This window comes from Pseudomonas lalucatii (genome assembly GCF_018398425.1).
Lineage (GTDB): Bacteria > Pseudomonadota > Gammaproteobacteria > Pseudomonadales > Pseudomonadaceae > Aquipseudomonas > Aquipseudomonas lalucatii.
This window is the reverse complement of record NZ_JADPMV010000001.1, coordinates 1994455-2010976: the sequence shown is the minus strand read 5'-3', so window position 1 is coordinate 2010976 and position 16522 is coordinate 1994455. Positions and strand designations below refer to the sequence as shown.

At 68.9% G+C, this 16522-nt stretch carries 15 protein-coding genes; 11 read left to right on the top strand and 4 right to left on the bottom strand.

Translation table 11 applies throughout. The annotated features are described in order from the left end of the window. Nucleotides 1-287: 287 nt before the first annotated feature. Together I0D00_RS09145 and I0D00_RS09140 are read right to left on the bottom strand one after the other, a co-directional pair. Complete coding sequence (locus I0D00_RS09145; RefSeq protein ID WP_213639409.1) at nucleotides 288-773, bottom strand: LEA/WHy family protein; 486 nt, start codon at nucleotides 771-773, stop codon at nucleotides 288-290. 57 nt (nucleotides 774-830) lie between these two features. After that, nucleotides 831-1709: a DMT family transporter gene (locus tag I0D00_RS09140; RefSeq protein WP_213639408.1), complete on the bottom strand. Its 879-nt coding sequence runs from the start codon at nucleotides 1707-1709 to the stop codon at nucleotides 831-833. 344 nt (nucleotides 1710-2053) lie between these two features. Between I0D00_RS09140 and I0D00_RS09135 the strand changes: the two genes are divergently transcribed. The 11 genes from I0D00_RS09135 to I0D00_RS09085 all read left to right on the top strand — a co-directional run bounded on the left by I0D00_RS09135 (nucleotide 2054) and on the right by I0D00_RS09085 (nucleotide 14695). Then, complete coding sequence (locus tag I0D00_RS09135; RefSeq protein WP_213639407.1) at nucleotides 2054-4450, top strand: putative bifunctional diguanylate cyclase/phosphodiesterase; 2397 nt, start codon at nucleotides 2054-2056, stop codon at nucleotides 4448-4450. Nucleotides 4451-4853: 403 nt separating this feature from the next. Continuing rightward, nucleotides 4854-5747 carry a VOC family protein gene (locus I0D00_RS09130; protein ID WP_213639406.1) on the top strand — a complete coding sequence of 298 codons (894 nt, stop codon included), beginning with the start codon at nucleotides 4854-4856 and terminating at the stop codon, nucleotides 5745-5747. A gap of 11 nt (nucleotides 5748-5758) precedes the next feature. After that, entirely contained in the window at nucleotides 5759-6640 is an 882-nt protein-coding gene (locus tag I0D00_RS09125; RefSeq protein ID WP_213639405.1) for a CoA transferase subunit A, read from the top strand. Nucleotides 6641-6652: 12 nt separating this feature from the next. After that, nucleotides 6653-7456, top strand: coding sequence for a CoA-transferase subunit beta (locus I0D00_RS09120; protein ID WP_213639404.1), 804 nt, complete (start codon nucleotides 6653-6655; stop codon nucleotides 7454-7456). A 37-nt stretch (nucleotides 7457-7493) separates the two neighbouring features. Further along, a complete protein-coding gene (locus I0D00_RS09115) occupies nucleotides 7494-8366 on the top strand; it encodes an enoyl-CoA hydratase (protein ID WP_213639403.1) in 873 nt (290 codons plus the stop codon). Then, nucleotides 8366-9433, top strand: coding sequence for an NAD(P)H-dependent flavin oxidoreductase (locus I0D00_RS09110; RefSeq protein WP_213639402.1), 1068 nt, complete (start codon nucleotides 8366-8368; stop codon nucleotides 9431-9433). Before I0D00_RS09115 ends, I0D00_RS09110 begins: the two co-directional genes overlap by 1 nt. 12 nt (nucleotides 9434-9445) lie before the next feature. After that, nucleotides 9446-10204 (top strand): enoyl-CoA hydratase family protein, encoded by a 759-nt coding sequence (locus I0D00_RS09105; protein ID WP_213639401.1) that lies wholly within the window; start codon nucleotides 9446-9448, stop codon nucleotides 10202-10204. A gap of 14 nt (nucleotides 10205-10218) precedes the next feature. Continuing rightward, a complete protein-coding gene (locus I0D00_RS09100; RefSeq protein ID WP_213639400.1) occupies nucleotides 10219-11385 on the top strand; it encodes an acyl-CoA dehydrogenase family protein in 1167 nt (388 codons plus the stop codon). A gap of 11 nt (nucleotides 11386-11396) precedes the next feature. Further along, the gene (locus I0D00_RS09095; protein ID WP_213639399.1) at nucleotides 11397-12458 is read left to right on the top strand and encodes an acyl-CoA dehydrogenase family protein; all 1062 of its coding nucleotides are present in this window, start codon (nucleotides 11397-11399) and stop codon (nucleotides 12456-12458) included. 48 nt (nucleotides 12459-12506) lie between these two features. Beyond that, nucleotides 12507-13655: an acetyl-CoA C-acetyltransferase gene (locus I0D00_RS09090; RefSeq protein WP_213639398.1), complete on the top strand. Its 1149-nt coding sequence runs from the start codon at nucleotides 12507-12509 to the stop codon at nucleotides 13653-13655. A 164-nt stretch (nucleotides 13656-13819) separates the two neighbouring features. Then, on the top strand, nucleotides 13820-14695 hold the full coding sequence (locus tag I0D00_RS09085) for an SDR family oxidoreductase (protein WP_213639397.1): 876 nt from the start codon (nucleotides 13820-13822) through the stop codon (nucleotides 14693-14695). Nucleotides 14696-14869: 174 nt separating this feature from the next. Here the strand turns inward: I0D00_RS09085 and I0D00_RS09080 are convergent, their stop codons facing one another. Beyond that, nucleotides 14870-16210 carry a tetratricopeptide repeat protein gene (locus I0D00_RS09080; RefSeq protein ID WP_213639396.1) on the bottom strand — a complete coding sequence of 447 codons (1341 nt, stop codon included), beginning with the start codon at nucleotides 16208-16210 and terminating at the stop codon, nucleotides 14870-14872. A gap of 92 nt (nucleotides 16211-16302) precedes the next feature. Continuing rightward, the gene (locus tag I0D00_RS09075) at nucleotides 16303-16494 is read right to left on the bottom strand and encodes a hypothetical protein (protein WP_213639395.1); all 192 of its coding nucleotides are present in this window, start codon (nucleotides 16492-16494) and stop codon (nucleotides 16303-16305) included. Nucleotides 16495-16522: the final 28 nt, after the last annotated feature.

The following is a 16522-nucleotide window of genomic DNA, read 5'->3' as shown; positions in this document are numbered from 1 at the left end:
GCGGGCGGCGCTGGCGAACATTGGTCCGATAGCGACGCGCCGCTCATCGCCGGCCACTACCTGGCCGGCCTCCTGCGGCCGCACGCGGCTACGGCCGACGGCACAGGGCCCCAACGTGCGCTGCTTGGCCAGCCCCCCTCGCGCCCCCTGGCCGCCTGGGGCCAGTCCCGGCTGGCCGCGCTCCGGCGCATCTGGCTGAGCCTCAGGCGCGGCGTGGCCGGCTCCGCCAATGGCGTGGTGACCGGTGCACCCTGTCTGTCCGCCACCCGGCGCCAGGGCCGCGGGTCTCACTGAGGCGCGGCCGGCTCCGGCCAGTTCAGCACGCCCCGGTCGGTGAAGCGGGTGGTGCCGAACAGCCCGCCCGCCAGCTTGCCACTCAGCTCATAGGGCAGCCCTTGCCCCGACCGGTAGCCGGCCGCTCCCCAGGCCTGGCGCATGGCGGAGAAGGCGGAAATGCTCACCGGCACGCTGAGCAAGGCCTCGCCGAAGCGCGGCACCTGACCCCGTTGATCGCTCACCCCGCTGGCCAGCGGCTGGCCGTTGAGCTCCAGGGCCAGGGCCACGCCGTGGTAGTCCAGTGCCCTGTCGTTGGGGTTCTGCACCCGCAGCTTGAGGGCGAAGCGCATTTCCAGGCCCTGGCCGGGGAGCGGCTCGAGGCCGACCAGGTCGATGTGCAGCGGGTCGCGCAGCGCCAGGCTGCCGCAGCCCCCCAGACTGCCGGCCAGCAGTAGTGGCAGGAGGGCGAGCAGCAGGGCGGGTGATCGGCAGGGCATGGTGCGGTTTTCCTCGAGGGGCGTCGATAGAGGATAGAAGAGGACACGGCCTCGGGCTCAAGGTCCGCTGCGCCGCGCCTGCCCCGGCCGGGGGACGCCGGCCAGCTGCCTGGCACTCAGCACCAGGGCGATGCCGCCGAGCACGGCCGCGGCGCTCAACACCAGGCGCAGGCTCAAGGCCTCGTCGAGCAGCAGGCTGCCGGCCAGTGCCGCCAGGATCGGGACGCTGAGCTGCACGCTGGCCGCCTGAAAGGACTGCAGGCCGCGCAGCGCGGTATACCAGATGGCGTAGCCGACGCCCGAGGTGATGGCGCCGGACAGCAGGGCATAGATCAGGCCCGGCGGGTCCCAGCTGGCCCGCCCCAGCAGCAGCGCGCTGACCAGCAGCGCCATGGGCGTGGCACGCAGAAAGTTGCCCGCCGTGGCGGCCAGCGGGTCGGCGATGCCCCTGCCGAGCAGGGAGTAGACACCCCAGGCCAGACCCGCCAGCAGCATCAGCAGGGCGCCGCCCAGCGGCGGCGCGCTGGCCCCGGGCAGCAGCAGCGCCAGTACGCCGCCGATCGCCAGCAGCAGGCCGGCCCAGGCCCCGTGCGCCAGGCGCTCGCCGCGGTACAGGCCCCAGGCGATCATGCTGAGCTGCACGGCGCCGAACAGCAGCAGGGCCCCGGCTCCGGCGTCGAGGCTGAGATAGGCCAAGGAGAACGCCAGGGCATAGGCGAACAGCGCCGCCGCGGCCAGCCAGCTCCCGGCACCGTCCGGGCGGGTCGAGCGCAGGCGCAACAACAGCCACAGGGCCATGGCGCCGGAGGCGAGGCGCAGGCTGGTGAAGCTGGCGGCATCGATCTCGGTCTCGCGCAGGGCCAGGCGGCACAGCAACGAGTTGCCGGCGAAGGCGAGCATGGCCAGGGCGGTCAGCAGCAGGGTTCGGGCGGTCATGGGCGTTCCGCGGCAGTCGGAGGTGCCCCATCTAAGCACAGTTGCGCCGCGCTGCGGCTTGCCGGTGTCGCGGCCCGTGGGCGCCGATGCGCGGCTGCCAACGGGATTCTTGGCTATCTTGTCTAGATGCGCCTGCCGTGCCGCTACGGGGCTGCCGGCCCCCGAGTCGGCGGGTGGCCGGCCTGGGGGCATGGCCAGGGCCGTCGCGTCACGCGATCACTGCGGGTGGCGGAGTTGGAAGGTACGCAGGTGGAGGCTTCTCGATGACGTGCTCTCACAGCGGAAGTGGCGAATCCCATGCCCTCGGTCATCAGCACCGCTCGCGTTCGAAGAAATGGCATCTCATGTATTTCTTTCTCGCCGGCTTCGACGTGCTGGTTGTGGTGCTCGGCGTGCTCCTGAATCATCGGATCGTCGACACCTACCACCGCTCCATCCAGGCAAACCAGTCGTGGGTTCAGCAGCTGTCGAGCTACTCGGCGCTGGGCAGCTTCGCCTCCGAAGTCAACGCGCCGGGCAACAACGTGTTCGATACGCTGCAGGTCGATAGCGAGTCGCGCAAGATGAGCCAGGCGCTGCAGGTTTTCAACGAGCACCTGGCCATGGCGAAGGAGCAGCTGCGGGCGCGGGTGGCGGATCAAGGCGGGCGCAGCGCCGAGGTACGGCTGTTCACCCTCGCCTTGCAAGATGAGGTGGAGGCAGTGGACGCGGCCATGGCGCAGATGGTCGACGAGGCCTCGCTGATCTTTTCCTACTTCAAGGCCGGCGAGGCCGACAACGCCGGTAAGCGCATGGCGACCATGGACCGGAAGTATGCCGAGCTGCTCGCGTCATTGACGACGGTGCGTGAGCGTGTCGGGCAGATTCAAGGCAAGCTTCTCCAGGAGGAACTGGAGTCGGTCGAGACCCTGCGGCGGGTCGAGTACGCGATCATGGCGTTCGTCCTGGTCATGGTCAGCGCGGCGGTTGTGTACGGGCGCAAGATCAGGCGCGAAATGGAGGCGCATGCCGAGGAACGGGAGGGCTACCTGGAGGAGCTGCGCGAAAGCGAACGACGATTCCGCCAGCAGGCCTCGCTGCTGGACAAGGCCCAGGATGCGATCGTCGTCCACGGCATGGATGATCGGATTCTCTACTGGAACAAGAGTGCCGAACGCCTCTTCGGCCTGACCGCGGAGACCGCGCCCGGCGAGTCGGCCCGGGGGCTGATCTACCAGGGCGAGGGCACGCGCGATGCGGCCATCCAGGCGCTGCTCGCAACGGGCGACTGGGCGGGTGAGGTCACCCTCAGGCGCCGCGATGGCAGCAGCATGACCCTCGAAAGCCGCGCGACGCTGGTGCGGGACGAGGCGGGGCGGCCGCAGTCCGTTCTGTCGATCAACACCGATATCACCCAGCGCAAGACCACCGAGCAGGAGGTCAATCGCCTGGCCTTCTACGATCAGCTGACCGGGCTGGCCAACCGGCGCCTCATGCTGGACCGCCTGCAGTGTGCGCTGGCCGGCAATGCGCGCAGCCTGCGTACCAGTGCGATCATCCTCATCGACCTGGATAACTTCAAGGTGCTGAACGACACGCTGGGACACGACAGGGGCGACATGTTGCTGCAGCAGGTGGCCCTGCGTCTCAGCGACTGCGTCCGCGAAAGCGATACCGTGGCGCGCCTGGGGGGCGACGAGTTCGTGGTCTTGCTCGAGGACCTGGATGAGACCCCGGCCGAGGCGGTGGTCCAGGCCCAGGCCATCGGCGACAAGATTCTCGGCGCGCTGAACATTTCCTACCGGCTGGATGGCTACGAACACCACAGCACCCCCAGTGTCGGCATCGCCCTGTTCCAGGGGCAGCTGAGCAGCGCGGACGATGTCATGAAGCGCGCCGACCTGGCGATGTATCGCGCCAAGGCCGCGGGCCGTAACACCATGCGCTTCTTCGATCCGGAAATGCAGGCGGTCGCCACCGCGCGGGCCAGGCTGGAGGCGGACTTGCGCCAGGGCTTGCAGCGACGAGAGTTCCTGCTGCATTTCCAGCCGCAGGTGAATACCGAGGGCCGCATCCTGGGGGCGGAGGCGCTGGTGCGCTGGCATCACCCCGAACGCGGCAGCGTGTTGCCGGCGGACTTCATCTCCGTGGCGGAGGAGTCCGGGCTGATTCTGCCCCTGGGCCGCTGGGTGCTGGAGGCCGCTTGCGCACAGCTGGTGGCTTGGGCAGGGCATCCGGAGACCGCCGGGTTGAGCATGGCGGTGAATGTCAGCGCGCGCCAGTTCCACCACCCGGACTTCGTCGCAGAGGTGCTCTCGGTGCTTCGCGGTACAGGCGCCGACCCGCGGCGACTGAAGCTGGAACTGACGGAAGGCCTGCTGATAGAGGACCTGGAGAACACCGTCGCCAAGATGGTCGAGCTGAAAGGCCATGGCCTCGGCCTCGCCCTGGACGACTTCGGTACGGGCTACTCGTCGCTGTCCTACCTGAAGAGCCTGCCGCTGGAGGAGCTCAAGATCGACCAGTCCTTCGTCAGGGACGTGCTGGTCGATCCGAACGACGCCTCCATCGCCTGCGCCATCGTCAGCCTGGGCCAGAGCCTGGGGCTCGGGGTCGTCGCGGAGGGGGTGGAGACGGAAGCGCAGCGCAGCTTCCTGGTCAAGCATGGCTGCCATGTCCATCAGGGCGACCTGTTTTCCCGGCCGCTGCCTGCCGGGCCATTCATGGCGTTTGTTCGCGAAAGGTCGATGGTCGAGAGCTGAGCTGCTCGTCGATCAAGCTCAGTCATGCCCGCGCGGCCGCACCAGCGTATGAGCGGCCTCTGCCGCCCCTGCGTCCCCCCAGCCTGTCCACGCCTTGCCCGCTCGCGCCATGGCCGCGTGTCGCGCCCGGAGTCGGCCTGCAGCTGTTCGAGACGAAGGCTTAGGCGCGGCCCCATGAGAACGGCAGCAATGCCCTCCAGGCACTGGATGCTGCCCGGAACCCCGGGGCCAGGGATCGACGCCCGCGGCCGGAGGTGGTTGACCCGCTCCTCGAGCTTCCTGTGCGGGATTCTCTCGATAGTCTCAACGGACGATGTTGCCCCTCCTGCGAGCCGATTAAATCCCCGTCCATAGCCCGCTTCGGCATTGGCCGTGGCGGTTGGTGGAATATGAGGAGGCAAGCATGGATATCCGTGGCCTGGGGTATGTCAGCGTACTCGCGACCGACCTGGACAAGTGGCGTCGTTACGCGACCGTCGTGCTGGGCATGATGGTGGCCGAGGAGGACGCTGGCCTGCTGTACCTGAAGATGGACGAGCGGCCCTACCGCCTGCTGGTCGAGCGGGCCGAGCGCGACGGCTACGGCGCCTGCGGCTGGGAACTGGCCGGCGCGGCGGCCTTCGAGCAGGCCATCGCCGAGCTGCAGCAGGCCGATGTGCAGGTGAGCCGCGGCAGCGCCGCCGAGGCCGCGCAGCGCAAGGTGCAGGCCCTGGCCCGCTTCTGCGACCCGGACGGCAACCGCCACGAACTGTTCTGGGGTCCGCTGCAGGACTTCGCCCGCTTCGTCTCGCCGGTCGGCGTGCACGGCTTCGTCAGCGGCGAGCTGGGCATGGGCCATGCGGTGCTGCCGGCGCCGAACTTCGAGCGCTGCCTGGACTTCTACCAGCGGGTCATGGGCCTGGGCCTGTCCGACCTGATGAAGGTGCGTTTCACCGACGACCCGGCCGAGCCGCAGAAGCGCATCCATTTCCTGCACTGCAACAACGGCCGCCACCATTCCCTGGCGCTGTTCGAGTGCCCGATTCCCTCCGGCTGCGTGCACCTGATGGTCGAGGTGGACAACCTCGACGACGTCGGCCGCGCCCTCGACCGCCTGCACGCCGAAGGCGGCAAGCTGTCGGCCACCCTCGGCCGCCACACCAACGACGAGATGACCTCCTTCTACATGCAGACCCCGGGCGGTTTCGACCTGGAGTACGGCTACGGCGGCAAGGTCATGGACTGGCAACGCCACACGCCGTTCGAGAGCACAGTGGTCAGCCACTGGGGCCATGACTTCAGCGTGGGGCGGCAGTGATGGAGGCGCGCATGAACAAATGCACCACGGCAGCCGAGGTCGTCGCCCAGCTGCGTGACGGCATGTGCATCGGCATCGGCGGCTGGGGCCCGCGGCGCAAGCCCATGGCCCTGGTGCGCGAGATCCTGCGTTCCGAGCTCAAGGACCTGACGGTGGTCGCCTACGGCGGCGCCGACGTCGGCATGCTGTGCGCCGCCGGCAAGGTCAGGAAGCTGGTGTTCGCCTTCGTCTCCCTGGACTTCATCCCGCTCGAGCCGTACTTCCGCAAGGCCCGTCAGGACGGCGCCCTCGAGGTGATGGAGATCGACGAGGGCATGCTCCTGCTCGGCCTGCGCGCCGCCGCCATGGGCGTGCCCTTCATCCCCACCGCGGTGGGCCTGGGCACCGACGTGCTGAGCCACAACCCGCAGATCAAGCTGATCGCCTCGCCCTATGCCGACGGCAAGGACTGGGTCGCCATGCCGGCGCTCAAGCTGGACGCGGCGCTGGTCCACGTCGACCGCGCCGATGCCCGCGGCGTCTGCCAGATCCAGGGCCCGGACCACTATATGGACGACCTGTTCGTGCGCGCCGCCGAGCGCAGCTACGTCAGCTGCGACGAACTGGTCGACAGCGCCTGGTTCCACGCCCATCCCGAGGCCGTGCGCCAGGTGCTCTGGGAACGCAACCAGACCAGCGCCGTGGTGCATCTGCCGGGCGGCGCCCACCCCAGCTCCTGTGCGCCGCTGTACGGCTTCGATGTCGGCCACTTCAAGGCCTACAACGCCTCGGCCAGCGAGCCTGGCGGCTGGCCGGCCTATGTCGAGCAGTACGTCGACTGCAGCCATGCGCAGTACCTGGAGCGGGTCGGCGGCCTGGCCGCGATTCGCCAGCTCCCCCTGCCGGTTTTCTAAGCGAGGCTTGCCATGACCACTGACAACACCCCCTACAGCCTCGCCGAACTGCTGATCTGCGCCGCCAGCGAATGCTGGCGCGGCGACGGCGAGGTGCTGGCCACCGGCATCGGCGTGATCCCGCGCCTGGCCGCCTCGCTGAGCATGCTCAGCAGCAACCCTGAGCTGCTGATGACCGACTCCGAGGCCTTTATGGTCGCCGAGCCGGTGCCCCTCGGCGCACGGGGCGGCTACCAGCCCAAGCGCGACAGCTGGATGGGCTTCTCGCGGATCTTCGACAACGTCTGGGGCGGCAAGCGCCATGCCCTGGTCGGCCCGACCCAGATCGACCGCTTCGGCCAGGCCAACATCAGCTGCATCGGTGACTACGCCAAGCCCAAGGTGCAGATGCTCGGGGTGCGCGGCTTTCCCGGCAACTCCATCAGCCACGCCAACTCCTTCTTCGTGCCCAGCCACAACCGCCGGGTGTTCGTCGAGGGCGAGGTGGATATGGTCGCCTCGGTCGGCTACAACCCGGCGCGCCTGGCCCGTGGCTGGTCGCTGGAGGAGATCGACATCCGCCTGATAGTCACCGACCTGTGCGTGCTGGACTTCCAGGGCCCCGACCGCCAGCCGCGCATCCGCTCGCTGCACCCGGGCGTGACTGTGGCCGAGGTGCAGGACAACACCGGCTTCGCCCTGCAGGTGCCGGAGACCATCCCCACCACCGCCGCGCCGAGCGCCGAGCAGTTGGCGCTGATCCAGCAGCTGGACCCGCACAACCTGCGCGCCAAGCAGCTGAAAGACAACCCGCCGGGCGCGCGCAGCCCGCGCTGACCGCCACACGCAGTCCCGCCTGCCGGAGAAGCCGAAGATGAGCGAACAGAACCAGCCAGACCCCAGCGACGTGGTGCTCTACGAGGTGCAGGGCGCGGTAGCCCTGGTCACCATGCACCGCCCCGAGTACCACAACGCGCAGAACTCGCAGATGACCTACGCGCTGGACGCCGCCTTCCAGCGCGCCTGCGCCGACGATGCGGTCAAGGTCATAGTGCTGCGCGGCGCCGGCAAGCACTTCTCCGCCGGCCACGACATAGGCACTCCGGGGCGCGACGTCGACCAGAGCTTCGAGCGCGCCAGCCTGTGGTACGACCACGTCAATAAGCCCGGCGGCGAGTTCCTCTATGCCCGCGAGCAGGAGGTCTACCTGGGCATGTGCCGGCGCTGGCGCGAGATGCCCAAGCCGACCATCGCCATGGTCCAGGGCGCCTGCATCGCCGGCGGCCTGATGCTGGCCTGGGTCTGCGACCTGATAGTCGCCTCGGACGACGCCTACTTCGCCGACCCTGTGGTGCGCATGGGCATCCCCGGGGTGGAATACTTCGCCCACGCCCACGAACTCAACCCGCGCATCGCCAAGGAATTCCTCTTTCTCGGCGAACGCATGCCGGCCGCCCGCGCCCGGCAGATGGGCATGCTCAACAAGGTGGTGCCGCGCGACGTGCTGGAGGACGTGACCCTGGACATGGCCCGACGCATCGCGCAGATGCCGCGCCTGGGCCTGCAGCTGACCAAGCAGGCGCTGAACAACGCCGAGGACCTGATGGGCAAGCGCGCCACCATGGACATGGTGTTCGGCCTGCACCACTTCGCCCACGCCCACAACGAACTGGTCTCCGGTGACCGCCTGGGCGGCTACGACGCCAAAGCCATGGCCAGTTCCCAGCGCAAGCCGGCGGAGGCCTGATGACCGTGGCCCTGAACACCCGCCTGACCGAACTGCTCGGCTGCCGTTACCCGATCATCCAGACCGCCATGGGCTGGGTCGCCGACCCCAGGCTGGTGGCCGCCACCGGCAATGCCGGCGGCTTCGGCTTTCTCGCCGGCGCCACCATAGAGCCGCAGCGCATGGAGGCGGCGATCCGCGAGACCCAGGCGCTCAGCGACGCGCCCTTCGGCGTCAACTTCCACATGTACCAGGCCAACGCCGGCGACATAGTCGAGCTGGTGCTCAAGCACAGGGTCAAGGCGGTCAGCTACAGCCGTTCGCCGGGCAAGGCCATGATCGGCCGCCTGAAGGATGCCGGGGTGGTCTGCATCCCCACGGTCGGCGCGCTCAAGCACGCGGTCAAGGCGGTGGAGATGGGCGCTGACGCGGTGACCATTCAGGGCGGCGAGGGCGGCGGCCATACCGGCTCGGTGCCGACTGCCCTGCTGCTGGCCCAGGTGGTGGACGCGGTGCAGGTGCCTGTGGTGGCCGCCGGCGGCTTCAAGGACGGTCGCGGCCTGGTCGCCGCCCTGGCCCTGGGCGCCTCTGGCATCGCCATGGGCACGCGTTTTCTGATGAGCGCCGACAGCCCGGTGCCGCCGGCGACCCTGGCGCGCTACCTGGCGGTGCGCGATCCGGCGGCGATCATCGTCAGCCGCGCCATCGACGGCATGCCGCAACGGATGATTCGCAACGAACTGCTCGACCAACTGGAGCGCAGCGGCGGGCTCAGGCGCCTGCTGCTGGCCCTGCGCTGCGCCCTGGCCTATCGCAAGCACAGCGGCGCCAGCCTCGCTCAGCTGCTCGCCAGCGCGCTGAAGATGGGCGGCGCCGGCGAGCTGAGCGCGGCGCAGACGCTGATGGCGGCCAACGCGCCCATGGTGATCCAGAAGGCCATGGTCGAGGGCCTGCCCGCGCAGGGCGTGCTGCCGGCCGGTCAGGTCGCCGCGAGCATCGACAGCCTGCCGGGCTGCGCAGAATTGATTGGCCAGATAGTCCAGGAGGCCGAAGCGCGCCTGGTCGAGCTGTGCCGCCATATTTCCTGAGGGGAGAAGCTCATGTCCGCACCATTTAGCGTCAGCATCGACAACGGCATCGCCGAGCTGGTGTTCGACCACCCGCCGGTCAATGCCTTCGACTGCCAGGGCTGGGCGGCCATCGCCGCCGAGCTCAGGCGTCTCGGCGACGAGCCGGCGGTGCGGGTCATCCTCATCCGCGCCGAGGGCCGCGGCTTCTGCGCCGGGGTCGACATCAAGGAACTGGCCGCCGACGGCAACCTGATAGTGGCGGTGAACAAGGGCAACTACGACAGCTTCAAGGCGGTGCACCGCAATCCCAAGCCGGTGATCATCGCCGTGCACGGCTTCGTCCTCGGCGGCGGCATCGGCCTGTGCGGCGCCGCCGACATCCTGGTGGCCAGCGACTGCGCCAGCTTCGGCGTGCCCGAGGTGGACCGCGGCGCCATGGGCGGCGGCGCCCACCTGCAGCGCCTGTTCCCGGTGCAGAAGGTGCGCCACATGTACTTCACCGGCGAGCCGATCGACGCCGCCGAGGCCTACCGCCTCGGCGCCGTGGAGCGCGTGGTGCCGCGCGCCGAGCTGCGCGAGGCGGCGCTGGAGATCGCGCGCAAGATCGCGGCCAAGAGCCCGGCGATGATCGCCCTGGCCAAGGAAGCGCTGACCGGCATCGAGGACGGCAATCTCGAAGACAAATACCGCTGGGAGCAGGGCTTCACCCTCGAGGCCTACCGCTCGCTGGATTCCCAGGAGGCCCGCGACTCCTTCGTCGAGAAGCGCGGCGCCCAGTTCAACGGCTGACAGGACAGACTTCTATGGACCTTCACTACACCGAGCGCCAGCAGGCCTTCCGCGCCGAGGTGCGCGCCTGGCTGGCGGCCAACGTGCCCAGCGCACCGCTGCCATCCTTCGACACCGAGGCGGGTTTCGCCGCGCACCGCGTCTGGGAGGCCACCCTCAACCAGGGGCGCTGGGGCATGGTGACCTGGCCGAGCGAACTGGGCGGGCGCGGCTGCGACCTGATCGAGTGGCTGATCTTCGAGGAGGAGTATTACCGCGCCGGTGCCCCGGCGCGGGTCAACCAGAACGGCATCTTCCTGCTCGGCCCGACCCTGATGGAGTACGGCACCCCGGAGCAGCAGGCGCGCTTTCTGCCGAAGATGGCCACCGGCGAGGAGATCTGGGCCCAGGGCTGGTCCGAGCCGGGCGCCGGCTCCGACATGGCGGCTATCCGCTGCCGCGCCGAGCGGGTGGGCGACACCTACGTCATCAACGGCCAGAAGACCTGGTCGACCCGCGCGGTCTGGGCCGATTGGCTGTTCGGCATCTTCCGCACCGACCCGCAGTCCAGCCGCCATCACGGCCTGACCTTCATCCTGGTGCCGCTCGACAGCCCGGGCATCACGGTGCGGCCGATCGAGCAGCTCAACGGCCTGCCGGGCTTCGCCGAGGTGTTCTTCGACGACGTCGAGGTGCCGGCGGCGAACGTGCTCGGCGGCGTCGGCCAGGGTTGGCAGGTGGCCATGTCCACCGCCGGCTTCGAGCGCGGGCTGATGCTGCGCTCGCCGGCGCGCTTCCAGGAAACCGCGCGGCGCCTGGTGCAGTTGTACCTGGACAACCGCGAGCAGGCCGACCAGGACCCGGCCATAGGCGAGGCGGTGATGCGCGCCTACCTGGATGCCGAGGCCTACACCCTGGCCACCTATATGACCGCCTCGCAGCTGGGCAAGGGCGGCAAGATCGGCGCCGAGTCCTCGACCAACAAGATCTTCTGGTCGGAGCTGGACCAGCGCATGCACGAGACCGCCTTGAGCATCCTCGGCCTGCGCGGCGAGCTGCTGCCCGAGGCCCCGGACGCCGGTGAAGTCGGCCACTGGCTGGACGGCTTCCTGTTCGCCCAGGCCGGGCCCATCTACGCCGGCACCAACGAAATCCAGCGCAACATCATCGCCGAACGCATGCTCGGCATGCCGCGCGCATAACAGGGGGCGTCATGGACTTTAGCTTTAGCCAGGATCAACTGCTGTTCCAGGCCAACGTCAGGAGCTTCCTGACCAACGAGGTCACCCCCGAGCGCATCCGCGAGCTGTGGCAGACCGACAGCGGACGCAGCGACGAGCTGTGGACGCAGCTCGCCGAGCTGGGCCTGACCGCCCTGACCGTGCCGGAAGCCCATGGCGGCCTGAGCCTGAACGAGCTGGACTTCGTTCTGCTGGCCCAGGAGTGCGGCTATGCCGGGTTGGCCGAGCCGCTGGTGGACACAGTGCTGCTCGGCGTGCCGCTGCTCAGTGGTCTGGGCGACGAGCAACTGGAGCTGCAGAGCGACTGGCTGAGCCGCGTCGCCGAGGGCCGCGCGCGCCTGGCGGTGGGCCAGCCGGGCAACCCGCTGGTGAGCGATGCGCATGTCGCCGACCTGCTGCTGCTGCCCCATGGCGACGAGGTGCACGCGCTGCCGCGGGCGGCGGTGCAACTGACCCGCAACCAGTCGGTGGACCCCAGCCGCCAGCTGTTTCGCGTCGACTGGACGCCGAGTGCCGCCAGCTGCGTGGCCAGTGGCGAACAGGGCCGCGCGCTCTGGGCCGCCACCGGCAATCGCGGCGCCCTGGGTACGGCGGCGCAACTGCTCGGCCTGGCCAAGCGCATGGTCGACCTGGCGGTGGACTACAGCTTCGAGCGCAAGCAGTTCGGCAAGCCGGTCGGCTCCTTCCAGGCGGTCAAGCACCTGATGGCCAATGTCGCGGTGCACATCGAATTCGCCAAGGGCCCGCTGTACCGCGCCGCCTATGCGGTCAGCGAGGATCAGCCGGGGGCGGCGGTGCAGGTTTCCCACGCCAAGCTGGCCTGCGCCGAGGCCGCCTTGCTGGCGGCCAAGAACGCCATCCAGGTGCATGGCGCCATGGGCTACACCTGGGAGGTCGACCTGCAGCTGTTCATGAAACGCGCCTGGGCCCTGGACAAGGTCTGGGGCGACCGCGGCTGGCACAAGGCGCGGGCGCGCGAGGCGTTGTTCGGCGGCGCCTTGCCCGCCGGCGCCGGTCAGACCTTCATCAATTGATTCGCCGGCGGCATCGGCCGCCGGTCTTAGCCTGTTCGAGGTTTTGTTATGGCTGAAGCCTATATAGTCGACGCCCTGCGCAGCCCCACCGGGCGGCGCAAGGGCGGTCTGAGCCAGATCCATGCCGCCGACCTGGGCGCCCACGTGCTGCGCGCGTTGGTCGCGCGCAACGGCATTCCCGACCACGAGTACGACGACGTGATCTTCGGCTGCGTCGACACCATTGGCCCCCAGGCCGGCGACATCGCCCGCACCAGCTGGCTGGCCGCCGGCCTGTCGCAGGCGGTGCCCGGCACCACCATCGACCGCCAGTGCGGCTCCTCGCAGCAGGCCGTGCACTTCGCCGCGCAGGCGGTGATGAGCGGCACCCAGGACGTGGTGATCGCCGGCGGCGTGCAGTGCATGACCCAGATCCCCATCTCCTCGGCCATGACCGCCGCCGAGCCGCTGGGTTTCAGCGATCCCTTCTCCGGCTCCGAGGGCTGGGTGCGGCGTTACGGCAAGCAGCCGCCGACCCAGTTCAAGGCGGCGCAGATGATCGCCGAGAAGTGGGGGTTGTCGCGCGAAGCGCTGGAAGCCTATGCCCTGGAGTCCCATCAGCGGGCCCTGCGCGCCATAGACGAAGGCCGCTTCGTCCGCGAAATCGTGCCGCTGGCCGGCGTCGCGCAGGACGAGACGCCGCGCCAGACCACCCTGGCGAAGATGGCCGAGCTGGACTTCCTGTTCGGCTGCGAGCGGGTCACCGCCGCGGTGTCGAGCCAGACCTGCGACGCCGCCAGCGCCCTGCTGATCGTCTCGGAGGCGGCGCTCAGGCGCTACGACCTGACCCCGCGCGCGCGCATTCACCATATCAGCGTGCGCGCCGAAGACCCGATCTGGATGCTCACCGCGCCGATTCCGGCCACCGCCTACGCGCTCAAGCGCGCCGGCATGCGCCTGGACGACATCGACCGGGTGGAGATCAACGAGGCCTTCGCCTCGGTGGCCATGGCCTGGCTCCAGGAAACCGGCTACCCCCACGCGCAGACCAACGTCAACGGCGGCGCCATCGCCCTCGGCCATCCGCTCGGCGCCACCGGCACCCGCTTGATGTGCAGCCTGCTCCACGAGCTGGAACGCAGCGGCGGCCGCTACGGCCTGCAGACCATGTGCGAAGGCGGCGGCCAGGCCAACGTGACGATTATCGAGAGACTCTGAGCCTTGCTGCCTTGGCAGCAAGCATCGCGGCCATGGGCCGCTCCTACGAGGGCATGGCGTCGCTGCGTCCTGTAGGAGCGGGCCATGCCCGCGATCCTGATTCTTAGTCCGGACAGAAGTCGGGTTGCGGGCTGGCGGGAATTTTCACTATCCGGAGAACGACAATGCCTATTTGCAAAGACCGCGTAGTCATCATCACCGGCGCCGGGGGCGGCCTGGGCAAGGCCTATGCCCTGGCCTTCGCCGCCGAAGGCGCCAAGGTGCTGGTCAACGACATCAACCGCGAGGCCGCCGCCGCCGTGGTCGCCGAGATCCAGGGCCAGGGCGGCGCGGCCCTGGCCAACAGCCAGGACATCACCAATTACGAGGCGGCGGGCGAGATAGTGCGCGCCGCCATCGAGCACTTCGGCGACCTGCACGTAGTGCTGAACAACGCCGGCATCTGCCGCGACCGCATGTTCGCCAGCCTCAGCGAGGCGGACTGGGACGCGGTGATGGCCGTGCACCTCAAGGGCCATTTCTGCATCGCCAGCCATGCGGTCAAGTACTGGCGCGAGCAGGCCAAGGGCGGTGCCCAGGTCCGCGCGCGGATCATCAACACCAGTTCCGGCGCCGGGCTGCAGGGCTCCATCGGCCAGTCCAACTACGCCGCGGCCAAGGGCGGCATCGCCGCCCTGACCCTGGTCCAGGCCGCCGAACTGGCGCGCTACGGCATCACCGCCAACGCCCTGGCCCCGGCCGCGCGCACCGGCATGACCGAACAGGTGTTCGCCGAGGTGATGCAGAAACCGCAGGAGGGCTTCGACTACTTCGCCCCGGAGAACGTCGCGCCGCTGCTGGTCTGGCTCGGCTCGGAGCAGTCCCAGCACGTCAGCGGCCGGCTGTTCGAGGTGGAAGGCGGCAGGCTGTCGATCGCCGACGGCTGGCGCAAGGGCCCGGAGCGCGACAAGGGCGGGCGCTGGCTGCCGGCCGAAGTCGGTGAGGCGGTGGCGCAACTGATCGCCGAGGCCGTGCCGGCGCAGAAGGTCTATGGCAGCTGAGCCTGCCTGGTGCGCCGGGGCTGCGGGGCGCCAGCAGGCTGTTGAAAAACTACCTGCGTTGCCGATGCGTCGTTAAAAACAGGCTCAGAATGCTCATTTACAGCTCGTAAACTCCGCTTCTTCGCCTGTTTTTGCCTAGCCTCGGCTGCCTCGCCTACGTTTTTCAACGGCCTGCTAGGGCGACTGCGGCGCCTGCAGCCGCCCGACGCGTTGCGCCCAGGCCCGGTTGAGTGGGCTGTGCGGCTTCCACGACAGGCGTTCGGCGACGAAGGCCTCGGCGAGTGGCCGATCACCGAGGCGAATGGCGGCTTCCGTGAGGGTCCAGGAAAACAGGTCGCGCTGGGCGTGACTGCCGCCGAAGCGATTGGCCTTGCCACGCAGTGGCGATAACCAGTCGATGGCCTGCCGGTAGTGGCCTCGGGCGAAGGCGACCAGCCCTTCGCAGGCCGGCACGCCGATCTCCCGGCTCATCATCGCGTTGCTGCCCTGGCCGGCCGCCGCACGCCTGACCGCCGCGAGCTGGCGCTCCTGGGCCTGCTGGTCGCCAATGCCGGCGAAGGCCAGCATCGCGTTCACATCGTTGAAGGCGTAGTAAGCGTCGTCGCTGCGTGCCCGCCACTTTTCCGCCAGCGCATTCCAGCGCGCGCCGACCTCATGGCCCAGGAGCGCCAGGCGCCAGAGCAGGGAGGAGCCATCGAGCAGCTCGAGCGCTTGGGTGAACCCTGCGGCAGAGATGTGCTGGTCGTATATCTGCAGCGCGCTGGCCGCGTCATTGGCTTCCAGGTGGAACAGGGCTTTGTGCCACCAGAGATGAAAGGCGAACATGCTGTTGGGCGCCCAGCCGTCGGCGTTACCGGCCAGGTATTGCGCGCCCTCTGCGCTGCGTCCCTGCATTTCCATGACATGGGTGACGGCATGCACCGCCCAGCCATCCTGCCTGTTCAAGGCCACGGCTGCGCGCCCTTGTTCTTCGGCGTGCCGATAATCGCCGGCCTCTTCCAGGCCGAAGGCATACATGCCCTTGACGAAGCCGAAGCCCGGGATGTCTTGATGCCAATGCGGTAGCACCCGCGCCACGCGATCGCGCAGCATCTGCGAGTAGCCCAGATAGAAGTCGCCCAGATGGGCCAATTGCAGCGCCAGCAGGTCGCGCGGGTAGGCGATCGACACTCGGCCCCAGCGCTCGACCGCCCGTTCCCAGTCGCCCTCGAACCATGCCCGCAGTGCGCCGATGTGCATCCGTTCACGCTCGTTGGCCTGCGCCAGCAGCGCTTCGGCGGCCCGCAGACTCTTGCCCAGTTCATCCTCGAAGGCCTTGTCGGTGGCGGTCGCCAGGGCCCCGGCGCGAAAGGCATGGGCCAGGGCAAAGTCGGGATGCTCGGCGATGAGTCGGTCGACCTCAGCCAGTGGGTCGGCCTGATAGGCATGCAGCAGGTCGCAGACCCGGTCCAGCGCCTCTACGGCCTGCTGCGAACCATAGGAAACGGGGTTGCCACGCTTATCGAAGCTGCTCATGTCGACCTCCCGGTGCATCTGGAAATATAGCCGGGAAGCCGAGCGCGAGTGCGGCACGCCACACCGGTGCCGTGCCGCACGTCTCGCCGCTTCTATCGCTTGAGCAACGAGGAGTCCAGCTGGTCGAAGCAGTGGAGGATCCGCTCGCGGGAGACCTGCGCATAGGCCTTCTGCGTCAGCTCCACCAGCACCGCCGGCTTGACCCGCCCGGACCTCAGCTGGCGCTGCATATAGGCCAATACCTCCTCGTCGGTGATCGGCCCCGACTGCTCCTGCTCGTCCATCCCGTTAGCGCTCCCCATCGGCTCACTG